We start from the raw sequence: 18,072 nt of genomic DNA on the forward strand, positions 1-18,072 counted from the left end.
CGCTGGCTAAACTAGTATCATTCCGCGAATCGTTTCAGGATGAGAAACCCATAACAATGAAAGGCAGTAACAAATCCCGCTGGGTGATAGCAACTGTGATCGTCGTGACCGCCATCGCCGCATTCTGGTTCTGGCAAAGCCGCAGTGAACCCCAGGGCACCGCACCCGGCGCGACCAAACCAGCGCAGCACTCGCCAGGAGCTGGGCGTCGTGGTATGCGTTCCGGGCCGTTGGCTCCCGTTCAGGCCGCCACCGCCACCGAGGAAGCCGTTCCACGTTATCTGACGGGGCTAGGCACTATTACTGCCGCCAATACCGCTACGGTGCGAAGCCGGGTAGATGGCCAGCTCATCGCGTTACACTTCGCGGAAGGGCAACAGGTAAAAGCCGGCGACTTGCTGGCAGAGATAGACCCCAGCCAATTTAAAGTTGCTCTGGCTCAGGCGCAGGGGCAACTGGCAAAAGATAAAGCCACGCTGGCGAATGCCCGTCGCGATCTTGCGCGTTATCAGCAGTTGGTAAAAACCAATCTGGTCTCCCGCCAAGAGCTGGATGCCCAACAGGCGCTGGTAAATGAGACGTTAGGGACAATCAAAGCGGATGAAGCCAGCGTCGCCAGCGCCCAATTGCAGCTCGACTGGAGCCGTATAACCGCGCCTGTCGATGGACGGGTCGGTCTGAAACAGGTGGATGTTGGCAACCAGATTTCCAGCGGTGATACCACCGGCATCGTCGTCATTACACAAACCCACCCCATCGACTTGATATTCACCTTACCCGAAAACGACATCGCCACCGTGTTGCGGGCGCAAAAATCGGGGAACCCGCTGAAGGTCGAAGCCTGGGACCGTACTAATTCGCAAAAACTCAGCGAAGGCGTCCTGCTGAGCCTCGACAATCAAATCGACGCAACTACCGGAACCATCAAAGTTAAGGCCCGGTTTAACAATCAGGATGATGCCTTATTCCCAAATCAGTTCGTTAATGCCCGCATGCTGGTCGACACGGAACAAAATGCTGTTGTCATCCCCACTGCTGCCCTGCAAATGGGTAATGAAGGTCACTTTGTCTGGGTGCTGAACAGCGACAATAACGTCAGTAAACACCTGGTTAAACCGGGTATCCAGGATAGCCAGAAAGTGGTGATTACCGCCGGACTGTCCGTGGGCGATCGCGTAGTGACCGACGGTATTGACCGCCTGACGGAAGGGGCCAAAGTTGAAGTCGTAGAGGCGCACGACACCTCTGTAACAGACGAAAAAACTACGCCGCGCGGCTACGGAAAAAAAGGAGCTAACTCCTGATGCAGGTGTTACCTCCTGGCAACTCAGGCGGCCCCTCGCGCCTGTTTATTCTGCGCCCCGTCGCCACCACGCTGCTGATGGTCGCCATTTTATTGGCAGGTATTATTGGTTATCGTTTCCTGCCGATCGCCGCTTTACCAGAAGTGGATTACCCCACAATTCAGGTCGTAACGCTCTACCCCGGCGCCAGCCCGGACGTTATGACTTCGGCGGTAACCGCGCCGCTTGAGCGTCAGTTTGGACAAATGTCCGGCTTAAAACAGATGTCCTCGCAAAGCTCCGGCGGCGCTTCGGTCGTCACGTTGCAGTTTCAACTGACGCTCCCGCTGGATGTCGCCGAGCAGGAAGTTCAGGCCGCCATTAATGCCGCCACCAATTTATTACCGGGCGATCTGCCTAACCCGCCGGTCTACAGTAAAGTAAACCCGGCGGATCCACCGATCATGACGCTGGCTGTCACCTCCAGCGCGATGCCGATGACGCAGGTGGAAGATATGGTCGAAACCCGCGTCGCCCAGAAAATCTCTCAGGTTTCGGGCGTGGGTCTGGTGACGCTTTCCGGTGGGCAACGTCCGGCTGTTCGCGTGAAGCTTAATGCGCAGGCCATTGCCGCGCTCGGTCTGACCAGCGAAACCATCCGTACGGCCATTACCGGCGCCAACGTCAACTCGGCTAAAGGCAGTCTTGATGGCCCAACGCGTGCCGTCACGCTCTCAGCTAACGACCAGATGCAGTCTGCGGATGAATATCGTCAGCTTATTATTGCCTATAAAAACGGCGCGCCGGTTCGTCTGGGCGATGTCGCAAACGTTGAGCAAGGGGCAGAAAATAGCTGGCTGGGCGCATGGGCCAATAAGCAACAAGCCATTGTGATGAATGTTCAGCGCCAGCCGGGGGCAAACATCATTTCCACTGCTGACAGCATCCGCCAAATGTTGCCGCAGCTCACTGAAAGCCTGCCTAAATCAGTAAAGGTCAGCGTGCTTTCCGATCGTACAACCAATATTCGTGCATCCGTAGCCGACACCCAGTTTGAGCTGATGCTGGCGATTGCGCTGGTTGTTATGATTATCTACCTGTTTCTGCGCAATATCCCGGCAACGATTATACCCGCGGTCGCTGTGCCGCTGTCGCTAATCGGCACCTTCGCGGTAATGGTTTTTCTTGATTTCTCTATCAATAACCTGACCTTAATGGCGCTAACCATCGCCACCGGCTTTGTGGTGGATGACGCCATCGTGGTGATTGAGAACATTTCACGTTATATCGAAAAAGGCGAAAAACCGCTGACCGCCGCCCTGAAAGGTGCGGGCGAGATTGGTTTTACCATCATCTCTCTGACATTTTCGCTGATCGCCGTGCTGATCCCACTGTTGTTTATGGGCGATATTGTCGGGCGATTGTTCCGCGAGTTTGCCGTAACGCTGGCCGTGGCGATACTGATTTCTGCGGTAGTGTCGCTCACCCTCACGCCGATGATGTGCGCCCGCATGCTCAGTCAGGCATCGTTACGTAAACAGAACCGCTTCTCGCGCGCCTCGGAACGGATGTTTGATCGCATTATCGCCGGGTACGGGCACTGGCTGGCTAAAGTGCTTAACCATCCGTGGCTGACGCTCAGCGTGGCGCTTGGCACGCTGGCGCTAAGCGTCATGCTGTGGGTCTTTATTCCAAAAGGCTTCTTCCCGATACAGGATAACGGTATCATCCAGGGCACGCTGCAGGCACCGCAGTCCAGCTCGTTTGCCAGCATGGCCCAGCGTCAGCGTCAGGTCTCAGATGTCATCCTGCAAGATCCGGCGGTTGAGAGCCTGACCGCTTTTGTTGGCGTGGACGGCACCAATCCGGCATTAAACAGCGCACGTATGCAAATCAACCTTAAGCCACTGGATGAACGCGATGATCGCGTGCAGAAAGTGATCGCGCGGTTACAAGAGGCAGTAAACAACGTTCCCGGCGTCGACCTCTATCTGCAGCCTACGCAAGACCTGACGATTGATACTCAGGTCAGCCGGACGCAATATCAATTCACGCTGCAAGCAACCTCCCTGGATGCGCTCAGCACCTGGGTTCCCCAACTGTTGGAAAAGCTACAACAGCTACCGCAGGTGTCTGATGTCAGCAGTGACTGGCAGGACAAAGGGCTGGTAGCCTATGTGAACGTCAATCGCGACAGCGCCAGCCGTTTAGGTATCAGCATGGCAGATGTCGATAACGCCCTGTACAACGCCTTCGGCCAACGCCTGATTTCAACCATCTATACGCAGGCAAACCAGTATCGCGTCGTGTTAGAACATGACACCGACACGACGCCAGGGCTTGCGGCTATGGAGACTATTCGTCTGACCAGTAGCGACGGCGGCGTGGTGCCGCTCAGCGCTATCGCCAGCATTGAACAGCGTTTTGCTCCGCTGTCGATTAACCATCTCGATCAGTTTCCGGTGACAACCATCTCGTTCAATGTGCCAGACGACTATTCATTGGGCGATGCGGTACAGGCGATTCTGGATGCCGAAAAAACGCTTAACCTGCCAGCGAACATTACCACCCAGTTTCAGGGCAGTACGTTGGCCTTCCAGGCCGCGCTGGGTAACACTATCTGGCTGATTGTGGCGGCGGTTGTCGCGATGTATATCGTACTCGGCGTGCTGTATGAAAGCTTTATTCACCCGATAACCATTCTCTCCACGCTGCCCACGGCGGGCGTTGGCGCACTGCTGGCGTTAATGATTGCCGGCAGCGAACTGGACGTCATTGCGATTATCGGCATTATTTTGCTCATCGGTATCGTCAAGAAAAACGCCATCATGATGATCGACTTTGCCCTGGCCGCAGAGCGCGAACAGGGTATGGCGCCGCGTGAAGCTATCTTCCAGGCCTGTCTGCTGCGTTTTCGCCCGATCCTGATGACCACGCTGGCGGCGCTGCTGGGCGCATTGCCCCTGATGTTAAGCACCGGCGTGGGCGCAGAGTTACGCCGTCCATTAGGGATTGGCATGGTCGGCGGTCTGCTGGTAAGCCAGGTATTAACCCTGTTCACCACCCCAGTGATTTATCTGCTGTTTGACCGTTTATCGCTGTATGTGAAAAGCCGCTTCCCACGTCAGGAAGAGGAAGCGTAAATGAAATTTTTCGCGCTTTTCATTCATCGTCCGGTGGCGACTATTCTCATTTCTGTGGCCATCACTCTGTGCGGCATACTGGGTTTTCGTCTGCTGCCGGTGGCCCCGCTGCCGCAGGTGGATTTCCCGGTGATTATGGTCAGCGCCTCATTACCCGGCGCGTCTCCCGAAACGATGGCCTCCTCTGTCGCCACCCCGCTGGAACGCTCTCTGGGCCGCATCGCGGGCGTGAACGAAATGACCTCAAGCAGCTCGCTTGGCAGCACACGCATCATTCTCGAATTTAAATTCGACCGTGACATCAACGGCGCTGCGCGAGACGTTCAGGCCGCAATCAACGCCGCACAAAGCCTGCTGCCTAGCGGAATGCCCAGTCGCCCAACGTACCGCAAAGCTAACCCTTCCGACGCGCCGATCATGATCCTGACGCTCACTTCTGATACGTATTCCCAGGGTGAACTGTACGATTTTGCGTCGACCCAACTGGCGCAAACCATCGCGCAAATCGACGGCGTGGGTGACGTGGACGTGGGAGGAAGTTCTCTGCCTGCCGTGCGCGTAGGACTCAACCCACAAGCGCTGTTTAACCAGGGCGTATCGCTGGACGACGTGCGTAGCGCAATCGACAACGCCAACGTGCGTAAACCGCAGGGAGCTATCGAGAGTGAAACCCATCGTTGGCAGGTACAAACCAACGATGAGCTGAAAACGGCAGCCGAATACCAACCGATTATCATCCACTACAATAACGGCGCTGCGGTGCGGTTAGGTGACGTTGCGTCTGTGAGCGACTCGGTACAGGACGTGCGCAACGCGGGGATGACCAATGCCAAACCGGCCATCCTGCTGATGATCCGCAAGCTGCCGGAAGCCAATATCATTCAGACGGTAGACAGCATCCGGGCCAAATTGCCGGAATTACAAACCCTGGTCCCGGCCGCTATCGATCTGCAAATCGCCCAGGACCGATCGCCGACCATTCGCGCCTCGCTGGAGGAAGTTGAACAGACGCTGATTATCTCCGTGGCGCTGGTTATCCTGGTGGTCTTTGTCTTTCTGCGTTCCGGACGCGCAACCCTCATCCCCGCCGTCGCGGTTCCGGTCTCGCTAATCGGCACATTTGCCGCCATGTATTTGTGCGGATTCAGCCTGAACAACCTGTCGTTAATGGCGCTAACCATTGCCACGGGTTTTGTCGTCGATGACGCCATCGTGGTACTGGAAAACATAGCCCGCCACCTCGAGGCGGGAATGAAACCACTTCAGGCCGCGCTACAGGGCACGCGCGAGGTGGGCTTTACGGTTCTCTCCATGAGCCTGTCGCTGGTCGCGGTATTCCTACCGCTGTTGCTGATGGGCGGCCTGCCGGGGCGATTGCTGCGCGAATTTGCCGTCACGCTGTCGGTGGCAATCGGCATTTCCCTGCTGGTGTCACTGACATTAACGCCAATGATGTGTGGCTGGATGCTCAAATCCAGCGCCCCGCGCGAACAAACGCGTAAGCGGGGATTTGGTCGCGTGTTAGTGGCGCTGCAACAGGGCTACGGCACATCGCTTAAATGGGTGCTGCGCCATACGCGGCTGGTGGGCGTGGTATTACTCGGCACCATTGCGCTGAACATTTGGCTCTACATTTCCATCCCAAAAACCTTCTTCCCTGAGCAGGATACAGGCGTATTGATGGGCGGGATCCAGGCTGACCAAAGCATCTCTTTCCAGGCGATGCGCGGCAAACTGCAAGACTTTATGCAGATCATCCGCGACGATCCGGCGGTGAATAACGTCACTGGCTTCACCGGTGGTTCCCGGGTCAATAGCGGGATGATGTTTATTACCCTCAAACCACGCGATGAACGCCGTGAAAGCGCTCAACAGGTGATCGACCGCCTGCGCGTCGCGCTGGCCAAAGAGCCGGGCGCGAATCTGTTTCTGATGGCGGTGCAGGATATTCGCGTCGGTGGACGCCAGGCCAACGCCAGCTATCAGTACACACTGCTGTCCGACGATCTGGCGGCGCTACGTGAATGGGAACCTAAAATTCGCAAGGCGTTAGCCGCCCTGCCCCAACTGGCGGATGTCAACTCCGATCAACAGGACAATGGCGCGGAGATGAATCTGATTTACGATCGCGACACCATGTCGCGTCTGGGAATCGATGTTGCCGCCGCCAACAGCCTGTTGAATAACGCTTTCGGACAACGGCAGATTTCGACAATTTATCAACCGATGAACCAGTACAAAGTGGTGATGGAGGTTGATCGACGTTACACCCAGGACATCAGCGCGCTGGACAAAATGTTCGTCATCAACAATGACGGTAAGGCGATCCCGTTATCGTACTTTGCCAAATGGCAACCGGCGAATGCCCCGCTGTCGGTGAATCATCAGGGCTTGTCCGCCGCGTCAACGGTGTCGTTTAACCTGCCGACAGGTTCTTCACTTTCTGAAGCGACGGAGGCCATCAACAGAACGATGACCCAGCTTGGCGTTCCCTCGACGGTTCGCGGCAGTTTTGCCGGTACGGCACAGGTCTTTCAGGACACCATGAACTCGCAGGTGATCCTGATTATCGCCGCCATCGCAACGGTCTACATCGTGTTGGGCATGTTGTATGAAAGTTATGTTCACCCGCTGACTATTCTTTCCACACTGCCTTCAGCGGGCGTTGGGGCTTTACTGGCGCTGGAGCTGTTCAATGCCCCGTTCAGCCTAATAGCCCTGATAGGGATCATGCTATTAATTGGCATTGTGAAGAAAAACGCCATCATGATGGTCGATTTTGCGTTGGAAGCGCAAAGAAACGGTAAGTTGCCACCGGAGGAAGCCATTTTCCAGGCTTGCCTGTTACGCTTTCGCCCAATAATGATGACCACGCTGGCTGCGCTGTTTGGCGCGCTGCCGCTTGTGTTATCAGCAGGTGATGGCTCCGAACTGCGCCAGCCTTTGGGGATCACCATCGTCGGCGGGCTGGTGGTAAGTCAACTCCTGACGCTGTACACCACACCCGTGGTCTATCTCTTTTTCGACCGTCTGCGTCTGCGTTTTTCACGTAAAAATAGCAAACCGGTAGCAGAGTTATGACAGAACTTCCCGACAGCACCCGCTGGCAACTTTGGATTGTGGCATTCGGCTTTTTTATGCAGTCGCTGGATACCACCATCGTCAATACCGCGCTTCCTTCGATGGCCGCCAGCCTCGGAGAAAGCCCGTTACATATGCATATGGTCATTGTGTCATATGTATTAACCGTTGCCGTAATGCTGCCCGCCAGCGGATGGCTGGCGGACAAAGTTGGCGTGCGCAATATCTTCTTCACCGCCATCATCCTGTTTACGCTTGGCTCGCTGTTTTGCGCCTGGTCCAGCACGCTCAACGAGCTGGTGATGGCGCGCGTCTTACAAGGCGTTGGTGGCGCGATGATGGTGCCGGTTGGCAGACTAACGGTGATGAAAATCGTCCCGCGTGAGCAATATATGGCGGCGATGACGTTTGTCACGTTACCCGGCCAGATTGGCCCATTGCTGGGTCCGGCGTTAGGCGGCGTTCTGGTTGAGTATGCCTCCTGGCACTGGATATTTTTGCTGAACATTCCGGTTGGCATTGTCGGCGCGATAGCAACGTTAATGCTGATGCCCAACTACACCATGCAAACGCGACGCTTCGATCTTTCGGGATTCGCGATGCTGGCGGTCGGCATGGCGGTGCTAACGCTGGCGCTCGATGGCAGTAAAGGAACCGGCATCTCCGGTATCACGCTGGCGGTGCTGGTTATCTGCGGGGCGTTGGCTATTGCGCTATATCTGAAACACGCCCATCGTAATCCACGCGCGCTGTTTAGTCTGAATCTGTTTCACACACCAACCTTCTCGTTAGGTCTGCTCGGCAGTTTTGCCGGACGTATCGGCAGCGGTATGCTGCCGTTTATGACGCCAGTGTTTTTACAGATTGGACTCGGTTTTTCACCTTTTCATGCCGGGCTGATGATGGTCCCGATGGTGCTCGGCAGTATGGGCATGAAGCGCATCGTGGTACAGGTCGTTAACCGCTTTGGCTACCGCCGCGTACTGGTCACTACAACGCTTGGCCTGTCTCTGGTCAGCCTGTTGCTGATGACCACCGCGCTGCTCGGCTGGTATTACGCCCTGCCCTTTGTGCTGTTCTTACAGGGAATGGTCAACTCAACGCGTTTTTCATCCATGAATACCCTTACACTTAAAGACCTGCCAGACGATCTTGCCAGCAGCGGCAACAGCCTGCTGTCGATGATCATGCAATTGTCGATGAGTATCGGGGTGACTATCGCTGGCCTGTTGCTAGGCATGTTTGGTCAGCAGCATATCGCTATCGACAGCGGCAGTACGCATACCGTCTTTATGTATACCTGGCTGTGCATTGCATTCATTATTGCTCTGCCCGCCATTATTTTTGCCCGCGTGCCGAACGACACGCAAACTAACGCGGTGATCTCACGGCGCAAAAGGAGCACCTGATGAAGTTCTGGCGGCCCGGTATCACCGGCAAACTGTTTCTGGCGATTTTCGCCACCTGCATTGTGTTGCTGATCAGTATGCACTGGGCCGTACGCATTAGCTTCGAACGTGGTTTTATTGACTATATCAAACACGGTAACGAGCAGCGTCTGCAAATGCTCAGCGACGCGTTGAGCGAGCAGTATGAGCAGCATGGCAACTGGCGGTTCTTACGCAATAACGATCGCTTTGTTTTTCAGATCCTGCGCTCTTTTGAACACGACAACGACGATGATAAACCCGGTCCCGGCATGCCGCCGCACGGCTGGCGTACCCAGTTTTGGGTTGTTGATCAAAACGCTCGCGTGTTGGTCGGTCCGCGCGCTCCGGTCCCTCACGACGGTATGCGCCATCCTATCCGCGTCAACGGTAGCGAAGTGGGTGCCGTGATTGCTTCTCCCGTAGAGCGCTTAACGCGAAATACGGATATCAATTTCGACATGCAGCAAAGACGCTCCAGTTGGCTTATCGTCGCGCTCTCCACGATTCTGGCGGCGCTGGCAACATTTACGCTGGCGCGCGGCCTGTTGGCCCCGGTCAAACGACTGGTGGAAGGCACGCATAAACTGGCTGCAGGCGATTTCACCACCCGCGTTGCGCCGACCAGTACCGATGAGCTGGGCAAACTGGCGCAAGATTTCAACCAGCTTGCCAGTACGCTGGAAAAAAACCAGCAGATGCGGCGTGATTTTATGGCCGATATTTCTCACGAACTGCGTACGCCGTTGGCGGTGCTACGCGGCGAGCTGGAAGCTATTCAGGATGGCGTACGCCAGTTTACCCCCGACTCCGTGACCTCTTTACAGGCCGAAGTCGCAACGCTCACCAAACTGGTGGACGATCTTCATCAGCTCTCCATGTCCGATGAAGGCGCGCTGGCCTACCAGAAAACATCGCTGGATCTTATTCCCCTGCTGGAAGTGGCAAGCGGTGCATTTCGTGAACGCTTTGCCAGCCGGGGATTGACGATACAACTTTCTCTCCCGGACAGTATGACGGTATTTGGCGACAGGGATCGTCTGATGCAGCTGTTCAACAATCTGCTGGAAAACAGCTTGCGCTACACCGACAACGGCGGCGGGCTGCATATCAGCGCTGAACAACGTGAACGAATGGTGTTATTAACCTTCGCTGATTCCGCTCCCGGCGTGAGTGAAGAGCAGTTGCAGAAGCTGTTTGAACGGTTTTATCGCACTGAAGGCTCGCGTAACCGAGCCAGCGGTGGTTCCGGCTTGGGGTTGGCGATTTGCGTCAATATTGTACAGGCGCATAATGGCCTGATCCGCGCCGCTCATTCGCCTTTTGGCGGGGTTAGCATTACAGTAGAGCTACCGCTCGAACGCGATTTACAGAGAGATGTATGACAGAGTTACCCATTGATGAAAACACGCCGCGTATTCTGATCGTGGAAGACGAACCCAAGCTGGGACAACTGCTTATTGACTATCTGCGGGCGGCAAGCTACGCGCCTACGCTCATCAGCCATGGCGATCTGGTCCTGCCTTACGTACGTCAAACGCCGCCCGATCTGATCTTGTTGGATCTGATGCTGCCCGGCACCGATGGCCTGACACTGTGTCGGGAAATTCGCCGTTTCTCTGAAGTTCCCATCATGATGGTAACCGCAAAAATCGAAGAGATTGACCGTCTGCTGGGACTGGAGATTGGTGCGGATGATTATATTTGTAAACCCTACAGCCCGCGCGAAGTCGTTGCTCGCGTGAAGACGATCCTGCGCCGTTGCAAGCCACAGCGCGAACTGCAACAAATGGATGCAGACAGCCCGTTGATCGTCGACGAAGGTCGTTTTCAGGCGTCGTGGCGGGGGAAAATGCTCGACTTAACGCCTGCGGAATTTCGCTTACTCAAAACGCTGTCACACGAGCCGGGAAAAGTGTTCTCCCGCGAGCAGTTGCTCAATCATCTGTATGACGACTACCGCGTCGTTACCGACCGCACCATCGACAGCCACATTAAGAACCTGCGACGTAAGCTGGAGTCGCTGGATGCAGAGCAGTCCTTCATTCGCGCGGTGTATGGCGTAGGGTATCGCTGGGAAGCCGATGCGTGCCGAATTGCGTAATCAGCGATAGTACAAATGATATCGGGTAAGGCGAAGCAACCACCAGCACAATGACTTTACCTGCCCGCCCCTCAGCGCTACAATGCCCGCCCTTAATATGGGGGCACTCCCCTAACCGCCTCATTAAGTGAGGCGAGTCTGACCTGTCATCAGAACGAGATAATTATGTTTAAACCGGAACTCCTTTCCCCGGCGGGAACGCTGAAAAATATGCGTTACGCTTTCGCCTATGGCGCAGATGCTGTGTATGCGGGCCAACCGCGTTATTCACTGCGCGTACGCAACAACGAATTCAACCACGAAAACCTGCAGCGCGGCATTAATGAAGCCCATGAACTGGGTAAAAAATTCTATGTGGTGGTTAACATCGCCCCGCACAATGCCAAGCTGAAAACCTTCATTCGTGATCTGAAACCGGTGGTGGAAATGGGGCCGGATGCGCTGATCATGTCGGACCCGGGTCTGATTATGCTGGTGCGCGAGAACTTCCCTGACATGGATATTCACCTGTCGGTGCAGGCTAATGCCGTTAACTGGGCGACGGTCAAATTCTGGAAGCAGATGGGGCTGACCCGCGTGATCTTGTCTCGCGAACTGTCGCTGGAAGAAATTGAAGAGATCCGTACCCAGGTGCCCGATATGGAGATTGAGATCTTCGTTCACGGTGCATTGTGCATGGCCTATTCCGGGCGCTGCCTGCTCTCTGGTTACATCAACAAGCGCGACCCGAACCAGGGCACCTGTACCAATGCCTGCCGCTGGGAATACAACGTGCAGGAAGGGAAAGAAGACGTGGTGGGCAATATCGTACATAAGTACGAGCCGATCCCGGTACAAAACGTCGAACCCACATTGGGTATTGGCGCGCCGACAGATAAAGTCTTTATGATTGAAGAAGCCCAGCGACCAGGTGAGTACATGACCGCGTTCGAAGACGAACACGGCACTTACATCATGAACTCGAAAGATTTGCGTGCCATTGCCCACGTTGAGCGTCTGACGCAAATGGGCGTGCATTCGCTGAAGATCGAAGGCCGTACCAAGTCATACTATTACTGCGCACGTACCGCGCAGGTTTATCGCAAAGCAATTGATGATGCCGCTGCTGGCAAACCGTTCGACCCGCAACTGCTGGAAACGCTGGAAGGTCTGGCGCATCGCGGTTACACCGAAGGGTTCCTGCGCCGCCATACGCATGACGACTATCAGAACTACGAATACGGCTTCTCTGTGTCAGAGCGTCAGCAGTTTGTTGGCGAATTTACCGGCGAACGTAAAGGCGAACTGGCAGCCGTGCTGGTGAAAAACAAATTTACCGTCGGCGACAGCCTGGAATTGATGACCCCACAGGGCAATATCAACTTTACCCTTGAGCAGATGGAAAACGCGAAAGGCGAAGCCATGCCGGTTGCTCCGGGCGATGGCTACACCGTGTGGATGCCGGTACCTGAGGATATCGATCTGAATTATGCCTTGTTAATGCGTAATTTTGCCGGTGAGTCCACGCGCAACCCGCATGCTAAGTAGTTAATTACGGTTATTTTTCAGCGTTCGGAAGATTCTTAGAAATCGATCACATACCGTTTCGTTCATTAAGGGTATTATCCCACCCGCTGAAAAACATAACCCATAAATGCTAGCTGTACCAGGAACCACCTCCTTAGCCTGCGTAATCTCCCTTACGCAGGCTTATTTTTTGCCTGTAATGTACTGAAATAAATGGATTTATTTCTTCCAATGTCCACGCATTGACCACATCGATACTAAAAGCCTCGCTTATGCGAGGCTTACCCCTTCGTCACCTGAACTAAAAAGTAATGCCACATCAGACAGGAAGAAGCCCTCACAAATCATTTTTTCAGGTTGTATAAATGAGATACCAGACACTTATTTTCGATTAATACCAATGTATTCTCATTAAATATTGTGAAATATCTATGAAAACAAGGAATTGGCAAAGATGGATACCAAGAGAAGATTAAAGCGGGCTCTAAGTGCAATTGATGACGCCATGACCGTTTTGAAGCGTACACGCTCCAAGGTAGAGAATGGCCGTTCAGATATCAACAGGGCTATAAGTGAACTTGACGACGCAGAATCAAACATACGTAAAGCGATACGCGAACTACCGGACGATGTCTAATCGCGAAAATACAGAAAACCCCGCATTTGCGGGGTTTTCTTTTGGTTCACAGCCAGGGCATTTGATGCTGACCGGTCATCGTCGGGTGCGGCGGAGCCGGTACGACTTCCCCCGGCGAAACGATGAAGCGCTCAACGGTTTCAGTCGTGACAAAAGTACAACTGCAGTTGATGTTAGTGCACTGATGATACCGCTCTTTTGTGGTATCAGAAAAATAGCGACTCGTGCGGGCGTGAGCGGCGTAATGGCATTTCGGGCAGTGAAACATGATGAGCACCTCTGAGCGTTTTCAATACAGTGATTTTACTCATTTTATCCTTATAAAACAAATATATATAAAATTACTGCGCTATTTCCTCGCTCTCATACTCCACATCAGAAACCTTAACCTCAAGCTCTAAGCCCGTCGTGAAGCCACTCCCGTTTAGACTGTGCACCACACGGCTGATTATCCACGCCTGTTCGTCTATCACGCGCTTAAAGCCTTTCACGGCCACCGGCGTTTCGGGAAATAAATCAGCCCGGCCAGTGGCAAGCGTAATGGAAAACTCCGCCACGCCCCGCTGTATCTTGTCCCACTTTGCCTGAGCCGCGCGCATGGCCTGCGCCTTTGTGGCATAGATGGTCGTGAGCTCAAGAACGTTGTCCGACTCTCCGGCCATGTACTCACCTTCCCGCGCTTCCTGCTCTTTTTTCTTCTTAGCCTTTATCGATGTTTTAGCGGCTTTCGGGTGCTGCAGCGCGCGCAGGTGCTGCTCTTTGGGTTTACGTTTGAGCTTTACCTTTTGCTTTTGTGGTTTAGGGTCTCTGGTGTGTAGCCATTTCGCCGTCACGCCGGTGTAAGCCTCCCGATCTGCAATGGCGAACTGATGGCGGTCGCCGTCGCCACGCTCGACAGTCATTTGAGGGATCGGCTTACCACTGGCCGTCATCGCACTACCGGCTTTAAGGAATAATAATTTCCCGGCTTTCACCGACACGGATGCACCGTTACGCTCAGCAAGTCGGGACAAAAACGCCGCGTCGGATTCCTGCGTCTGATCGATATGGGGAATGGCAATGGCTTTCATGGCGTCAGCAACACTGGCCGTCAGCTTATTACGCTGCGCGATGGTCTCCACAATCACCCCGAGCGTGGTGTCGTGCCATGACTGCTCGCCCCGCGAGTTTAGCGAGCCGCGAAAATCGGCGCTACGTCCCCGGATGGTCAGTGTATCAGGCGCACCCCGATGCTCGATTTCATCGACCGTGAAACTCCCCTTGTTGATCAGTGCGGAGCCCTGCCAGCCCAGCCACAGCGTCAGTGATGCCCCGCGCGGCGGCAGCTCGACCAGCCCGTCGGTATCATCGAGCGCGATATCGAGCTGGTCAGCCTCGAATCCGCGATTGTCGGTCATGGTCAGACCGATAAGCCGGTCGCTGAAATTCTGCGTGATATCCTCCCCGTCCAGCGTGAGCATATACGCAGGGGCAACACGCGCCCCGGCCTGAATATTCATTCCCGTTATCATCCTGCCAGCCCTCCCGCCCATTCACCGGCAGACGTGACCAGATTATCCGCCTGCGTTTTCAGGTCGCCATACATGGCCGCTAGCGACTCGTCGACACGTTTCAGGGACAGAGTGAACTCGATTTTTCTCGCTGCGCCGTCGCTGAAAAGCTCGGTGTGGTTATGAGTCACTTTATCGATAACGTACATCCCGTGGATCATGCCGGTTCCGTCAATCAGTGGCCACGCACGCCCCTCGTCGGCCATCAGCTCAATCGCCTGCAACGACAGACGCCCGCCGGTGATTTCAGGGTAAAGCGTCCCCGACAGGGTGCGCGAGGTTTCCCCCTCCCCGAGAAACTGATAAGCCGGTCGTTTGCCGATACGGTCATTGGACACCCACCGGTAGTCCTTCGAATACTGCATCGACTGATGCGGCAGGGTGCGCCGTTCAAACACAAAAAAGCCCAGCACCATTAACATTTTGCCCCCTCTCTCAGTCGAGTCTCATGTTGGATCGCTGACGCGCGCGCTTTTCGCGGTCAAGTTTGTCGACGGCGTCGCGGAGCTGGCGGTCAAGGTCACCACCCGGCGCAACGCCACCCTGCAGGGTGATGTTGTATTCGCTTTTGCTCTGGTCGATATAAGAGCGACCTGCAGGCGCAGTGACCGGCTGATACGCCTGATACCCGCCATAACTCGCTGTCGCAGGGATATACCCGCCACCCGGTGAAGCCTTATCCGCTTTGGCTGCAGTCTGGTCGAGGTCGGTCGATTCTTTTTTGATAACGCCGAGTTTCTCCAGCAGCCAGTCAACCTTGCCGCTCAGGCTGTTAAACAGGTTGAGCGGCGTCATCAGCGCATCAGCCAGCGCCTGACCAAACGCCACGCCGACATTTTTGCAACTGTCGAGCGTGTCCTGCGTGGCTTTCACCGGCGCAAGCAGGTCTTTAAACCACTGGCAGACAACGCCCAGCTTTTCCGCAATGGCATCAAACACCGGCGCGAGCGGGGTAAAAATCGCCCCCACCGGGGCAAAGGCGGATTTCAGCCCCTCCACCACCCCCGAGAAAAATGCGCCAATCGGCTCCCAGTATTTACGGATGAGCAGCGCCCCGGCCACCACCGCCCCGGCAACCGCCAGCACCGGCAGGCTGATTGCGCCAATGGCCGTGACAATCGCGCCGCCGACCGTACTGAAAACCACCCCGAGCACGCCAGCCACCGCAATGATGGCATTTATCCCCATCACCACCGGCCAGGCAATCAGGCCAATCCCGCCCATCACACCAGTCAGCGCCAGCGCACCTCCGACCACCACGCCGAGGGTGGTCGCCAGCCCCTTATTTTTCTGGATCCAGCCGTCAAGCCTGAGCACATACTGCGTGGCCGTCTGCGTCAGCTTACGCAGTGAGCCCTCCTGCTGGTCAAACAGGTCGGTCCCGACCGCCTCATAGGCTGACTGAAATTCTTTGAAGTCGCCGCCGAGGTTATCCTGCATAACCTTAACCAGCTCCTCAGTCTTGCCGTCCGAGGCTTTAAACGCGGCGGTGAGCTTACCGAGCTTGCCGGTTGAGGCCGCCGTCATCAGCACAGCGGCCGCCGAGCTGGCTTCCTCCCCGAAAATGGTTTTCATGTATTCCGCGCGCTGACCCGTCCCGAGATTATTTTTCTCAAAACTGCGCTGCATTTCTTTCAGGATGGAAAATATCGGACGCGTGTTGCCCTTGCTGTCAGAGGTTTTCACCCCGAGCTCTTTGATAGCATCGTAGGCTTTGCCGGTCGGTGCCTGCAGGCGACTCATGACGGCACGGCTTCCCGTTCCCGCCATCGAGCCGGTGATTTTGGAGTCGTGCAGTGCCCCCACCATCGCGGCGGTTTCCTCGATACTTACCCCGGCATTTTTCGCCACCGGCGCGGCATAGGTCAGCGCATCGCTCATCCCGTCAAAGTCGGCGGCGGTTTTGTTCATCGTCATCGAGAGAACATCACCAATATGCGCGACCTTGTCGTTTGAAAGCTGAAACGCTGATTTCATCCCGGTCAGCAGCGCGGCGTTCTCTTCCATCGTGCGCTTGTTGGACAGCGCCATATTCAGCGTCACCGGCGTCGCCGCCTGAATGGCCGCCGCATCCCCGCCACTTTTGGCGATAATAATCTGCGCCCCCGCCGCATCATCGGCAGAGGCCGCCGTATTGTCCCCGAGCTGGCGCGCCTGTTTGCGCAGCGCCTGCATTTCGGGTGACTGTTTATCGACACCGAGCACCGCCTGCAGCTCTGAGTTCTTCTGCGCAAACTCATAGCCCGGCGTCAGCAGCTTAACCCCGGCCATCGTTCCCGCCGTCGCAATACCGACACCGGCAGCGCCCGCCGCCGCCGCGTTACCGGCCAGTGATGTACCGGCCTGATAACGTTCTTTCACCCGGCTTAACTTCGCCTGCTGTGCGCTGACTTTCGCCAGTGCCTCGCGCTGACGGTTGAGCTGCGCGGTGGTTTCACTGATACGGGATTTAAGCCCCCGCTCATCATTTGCCAGATTACGGGTATTAATTCCCGCCGCACCGAGCTCGCGCTGCTGGCGCTTTACCGACTCCGTGAGACTGTTGTATTTCGTCTGCAGCCCTTCGGCGGCACGCTTCGCGGATTCAAGCACCTGCGCCTGCGCACGCGTCGGGCGCTCCGTGTTTTTAAACTGCGTGGCGAGTGCTTCGGCTTCCTGTTTCGCTTTATCAAGCGCGTGACCGGTCACGGCAAGCTGTGCGCTGGCTTTTCGGAATCCGTCGATACGGGATGCCTGCGCATTCAGCTCGCGCAGGCTTTTCTGTGACGTGCGGATATCACCGGACAGGGATTTACTGGCGTTCTGGATCGCTTTTAGCGGGCGGCTCGCCCGGTCGACGGCATTCAGCAGCACCTCGATTCTGACGTTATTGCTCATGATGGTTTCCGCTTCGTTGCAGCGCCTTGTCGCGCCATGTCAGGAGCTCGGTCACGCTCAGGGAATGTAACTCTGATGGCGGCCAGTGGAAAATCACCGCGATATCCGCCATCAGGTCATCGACCGACAGGTTTTTCGGAAAGGTCAGCGACCCGAAGCAGGCGACAAAAAACCGACCACCTTCCCGGCCAGCGAAATCAGATCAGACGCATCGAGACGCGTGACCTCGTGCTCGGTCAGGGCGGGATACGTCATGCGTGGCAGCACTTTAATCAGCGCATCAACGTCAGAATTCGCCAGCGAGGCCAGCGACACCCCGCGCAGGGTTCCGGCATTCGGTTTGGTCAGCGTGACCTGTTCAATTTTCTGCTCACCGCGCATCAGCGGAGTGTCAAAAATCACCACATTCGGATTAACGGTTTCAGTGTCAGCAACGGCAGTTTCATTGATATTTTTCATGGGTA

13 protein-coding genes are annotated in these 18,072 nt (G+C 55.5%); 7 read left to right on the top strand and 6 right to left on the bottom strand.

Translation table 11 applies throughout. The annotated features are described in order from the left end of the window. Positions 1 to 56 precede the first annotated feature (56 nt). From FDW92_RS05025 to yegQ, 7 genes are all read left to right on the top strand, one after another. Complete coding sequence (locus FDW92_RS05025) at positions 57 to 1,304, top strand: MdtA/MuxA family multidrug efflux RND transporter periplasmic adaptor subunit (RefSeq protein WP_042307436.1); 1,248 nt, start codon at positions 57 to 59, stop codon at positions 1,302 to 1,304. Next, a complete protein-coding gene (locus tag FDW92_RS05030) occupies positions 1,304 to 4,426 on the top strand; it encodes an MdtB/MuxB family multidrug efflux RND transporter permease subunit (protein WP_042307435.1) in 3,123 nt (1,040 codons plus the stop codon). Before FDW92_RS05025 ends, FDW92_RS05030 begins: the two co-directional genes overlap by 1 nt. Next, positions 4,427 to 7,507 carry a multidrug efflux RND transporter permease subunit MdtC gene (mdtC, locus tag FDW92_RS05035; protein WP_042307433.1) on the top strand — a complete coding sequence of 1,027 codons (3,081 nt, stop codon included), beginning with the start codon at positions 4,427 to 4,429 and terminating at the stop codon, positions 7,505 to 7,507. Next, positions 7,504 to 8,916 (top strand): MFS transporter, encoded by a 1,413-nt coding sequence (locus FDW92_RS05040; protein WP_042307431.1) that lies wholly within the window; start codon positions 7,504 to 7,506, stop codon positions 8,914 to 8,916. Before mdtC ends, FDW92_RS05040 begins: the two co-directional genes overlap by 4 nt. Further along, positions 8,916 to 10,319 carry a two-component system sensor histidine kinase BaeS gene (gene baeS, locus FDW92_RS05045; RefSeq protein WP_042307430.1) on the top strand — a complete coding sequence of 468 codons (1,404 nt, stop codon included), beginning with the start codon at positions 8,916 to 8,918 and terminating at the stop codon, positions 10,317 to 10,319. Before FDW92_RS05040 ends, baeS begins: the two co-directional genes overlap by 1 nt. Continuing rightward, positions 10,316 to 11,038: a two-component system response regulator BaeR gene (baeR, locus tag FDW92_RS05050; RefSeq protein WP_019077149.1), complete on the top strand. Its 723-nt coding sequence runs from the start codon at positions 10,316 to 10,318 to the stop codon at positions 11,036 to 11,038. The genes baeS and baeR overlap by 4 nt, the downstream gene beginning before the upstream one ends. Before the next feature lie 165 nt (positions 11,039 to 11,203). Beyond that, positions 11,204 to 12,565 (top strand): tRNA 5-hydroxyuridine modification protein YegQ, encoded by a 1,362-nt coding sequence (yegQ, locus tag FDW92_RS05055; protein WP_042307426.1) that lies wholly within the window; start codon positions 11,204 to 11,206, stop codon positions 12,563 to 12,565. A 662-nt stretch (positions 12,566 to 13,227) separates the two neighbouring features. On the opposite strand, the gene FDW92_RS05065 is transcribed toward yegQ, so the two are convergent. From FDW92_RS05065 to FDW92_RS05090, 6 genes are all read right to left on the bottom strand, one after another. Further along, positions 13,228 to 13,449 carry a DNA-binding transcriptional regulator gene (locus FDW92_RS05065; protein ID WP_047090157.1) on the bottom strand — a complete coding sequence of 74 codons (222 nt, stop codon included), beginning with the start codon at positions 13,447 to 13,449 and terminating at the stop codon, positions 13,228 to 13,230. Positions 13,450 to 13,522: 73 nt separating this feature from the next. Then, on the bottom strand, positions 13,523 to 14,692 hold the full coding sequence (locus FDW92_RS05070) for a phage late control D family protein (RefSeq protein WP_137400557.1): 1,170 nt from the start codon (positions 14,690 to 14,692) through the stop codon (positions 13,523 to 13,525). Next, entirely contained in the window at positions 14,689 to 15,153 is a 465-nt protein-coding gene (locus FDW92_RS05075) for a phage tail protein (RefSeq protein WP_041327766.1), read from the bottom strand. Before FDW92_RS05075 ends, FDW92_RS05070 begins: the two co-directional genes overlap by 4 nt. Positions 15,154 to 15,166: 13 nt before the next feature. After that, positions 15,167 to 17,608, bottom strand: a complete 2,442-nt coding sequence (locus FDW92_RS05080; RefSeq protein WP_137400558.1) for a phage tail tape measure protein — start codon at positions 17,606 to 17,608, stop codon at positions 15,167 to 15,169. Further along, on the bottom strand, positions 17,598 to 17,756 hold the full coding sequence (locus FDW92_RS05085) for a GpE family phage tail protein (RefSeq protein WP_306308100.1): 159 nt from the start codon (positions 17,754 to 17,756) through the stop codon (positions 17,598 to 17,600). Before FDW92_RS05085 ends, FDW92_RS05080 begins: the two co-directional genes overlap by 11 nt. Continuing rightward, a complete protein-coding gene (locus tag FDW92_RS05090) occupies positions 17,753 to 18,067 on the bottom strand; it encodes a phage tail assembly protein (protein ID WP_032942881.1) in 315 nt (104 codons plus the stop codon). Before FDW92_RS05090 ends, FDW92_RS05085 begins: the two co-directional genes overlap by 4 nt. Between the last annotated feature and the right edge of the window lie 5 nt (positions 18,068 to 18,072).

It is taken from the genome of Citrobacter sp. wls706, assembly GCF_005281305.1.
Lineage (GTDB): Bacteria > Pseudomonadota > Gammaproteobacteria > Enterobacterales > Enterobacteriaceae > Citrobacter > Citrobacter werkmanii.

Excerpts from the sequence above, each read along its gene's own strand:
- FDW92_RS05025 (WP_042307436.1), top strand. The coding sequence starts at position 57 with ATGAAAGGCAGTAACAAATCCCGCTGGGTGATAGCAACTGTGATCGTC.
- FDW92_RS05030 (WP_042307435.1), top strand. The coding sequence starts at position 1,304 with ATGCAGGTGTTACCTCCTGGCAACTCAGGCGGCCCCTCGCGCCTGTTT.
- mdtC (WP_042307433.1), top strand. The coding sequence starts at position 4,427 with ATGAAATTTTTCGCGCTTTTCATTCATCGTCCGGTGGCGACTATTCTC.
- FDW92_RS05040 (WP_042307431.1), top strand. The coding sequence starts at position 7,504 with ATGACAGAACTTCCCGACAGCACCCGCTGGCAACTTTGGATTGTGGCA.
- baeS (WP_042307430.1), top strand. The coding sequence starts at position 8,916 with ATGAAGTTCTGGCGGCCCGGTATCACCGGCAAACTGTTTCTGGCGATT.
- baeR (WP_019077149.1), top strand. The coding sequence starts at position 10,316 with ATGACAGAGTTACCCATTGATGAAAACACGCCGCGTATTCTGATCGTG.
- yegQ (WP_042307426.1), top strand. The coding sequence starts at position 11,204 with ATGTTTAAACCGGAACTCCTTTCCCCGGCGGGAACGCTGAAAAATATG.
- FDW92_RS05065 (WP_047090157.1), bottom strand. The coding sequence starts at position 13,449 with ATGTTTCACTGCCCGAAATGCCATTACGCCGCTCACGCCCGCACGAGT.
- FDW92_RS05070 (WP_137400557.1), bottom strand. The coding sequence starts at position 14,692 with ATGATAACGGGAATGAATATTCAGGCCGGGGCGCGTGTTGCCCCTGCG.
- FDW92_RS05075 (WP_041327766.1), bottom strand. The coding sequence starts at position 15,153 with ATGTTAATGGTGCTGGGCTTTTTTGTGTTTGAACGGCGCACCCTGCCG.
- FDW92_RS05080 (WP_137400558.1), bottom strand. The coding sequence starts at position 17,608 with ATGAGCAATAACGTCAGAATCGAGGTGCTGCTGAATGCCGTCGACCGG.
- FDW92_RS05090 (WP_032942881.1), bottom strand. The coding sequence starts at position 18,067 with ATGAAAAATATCAATGAAACTGCCGTTGCTGACACTGAAACCGTTAAT.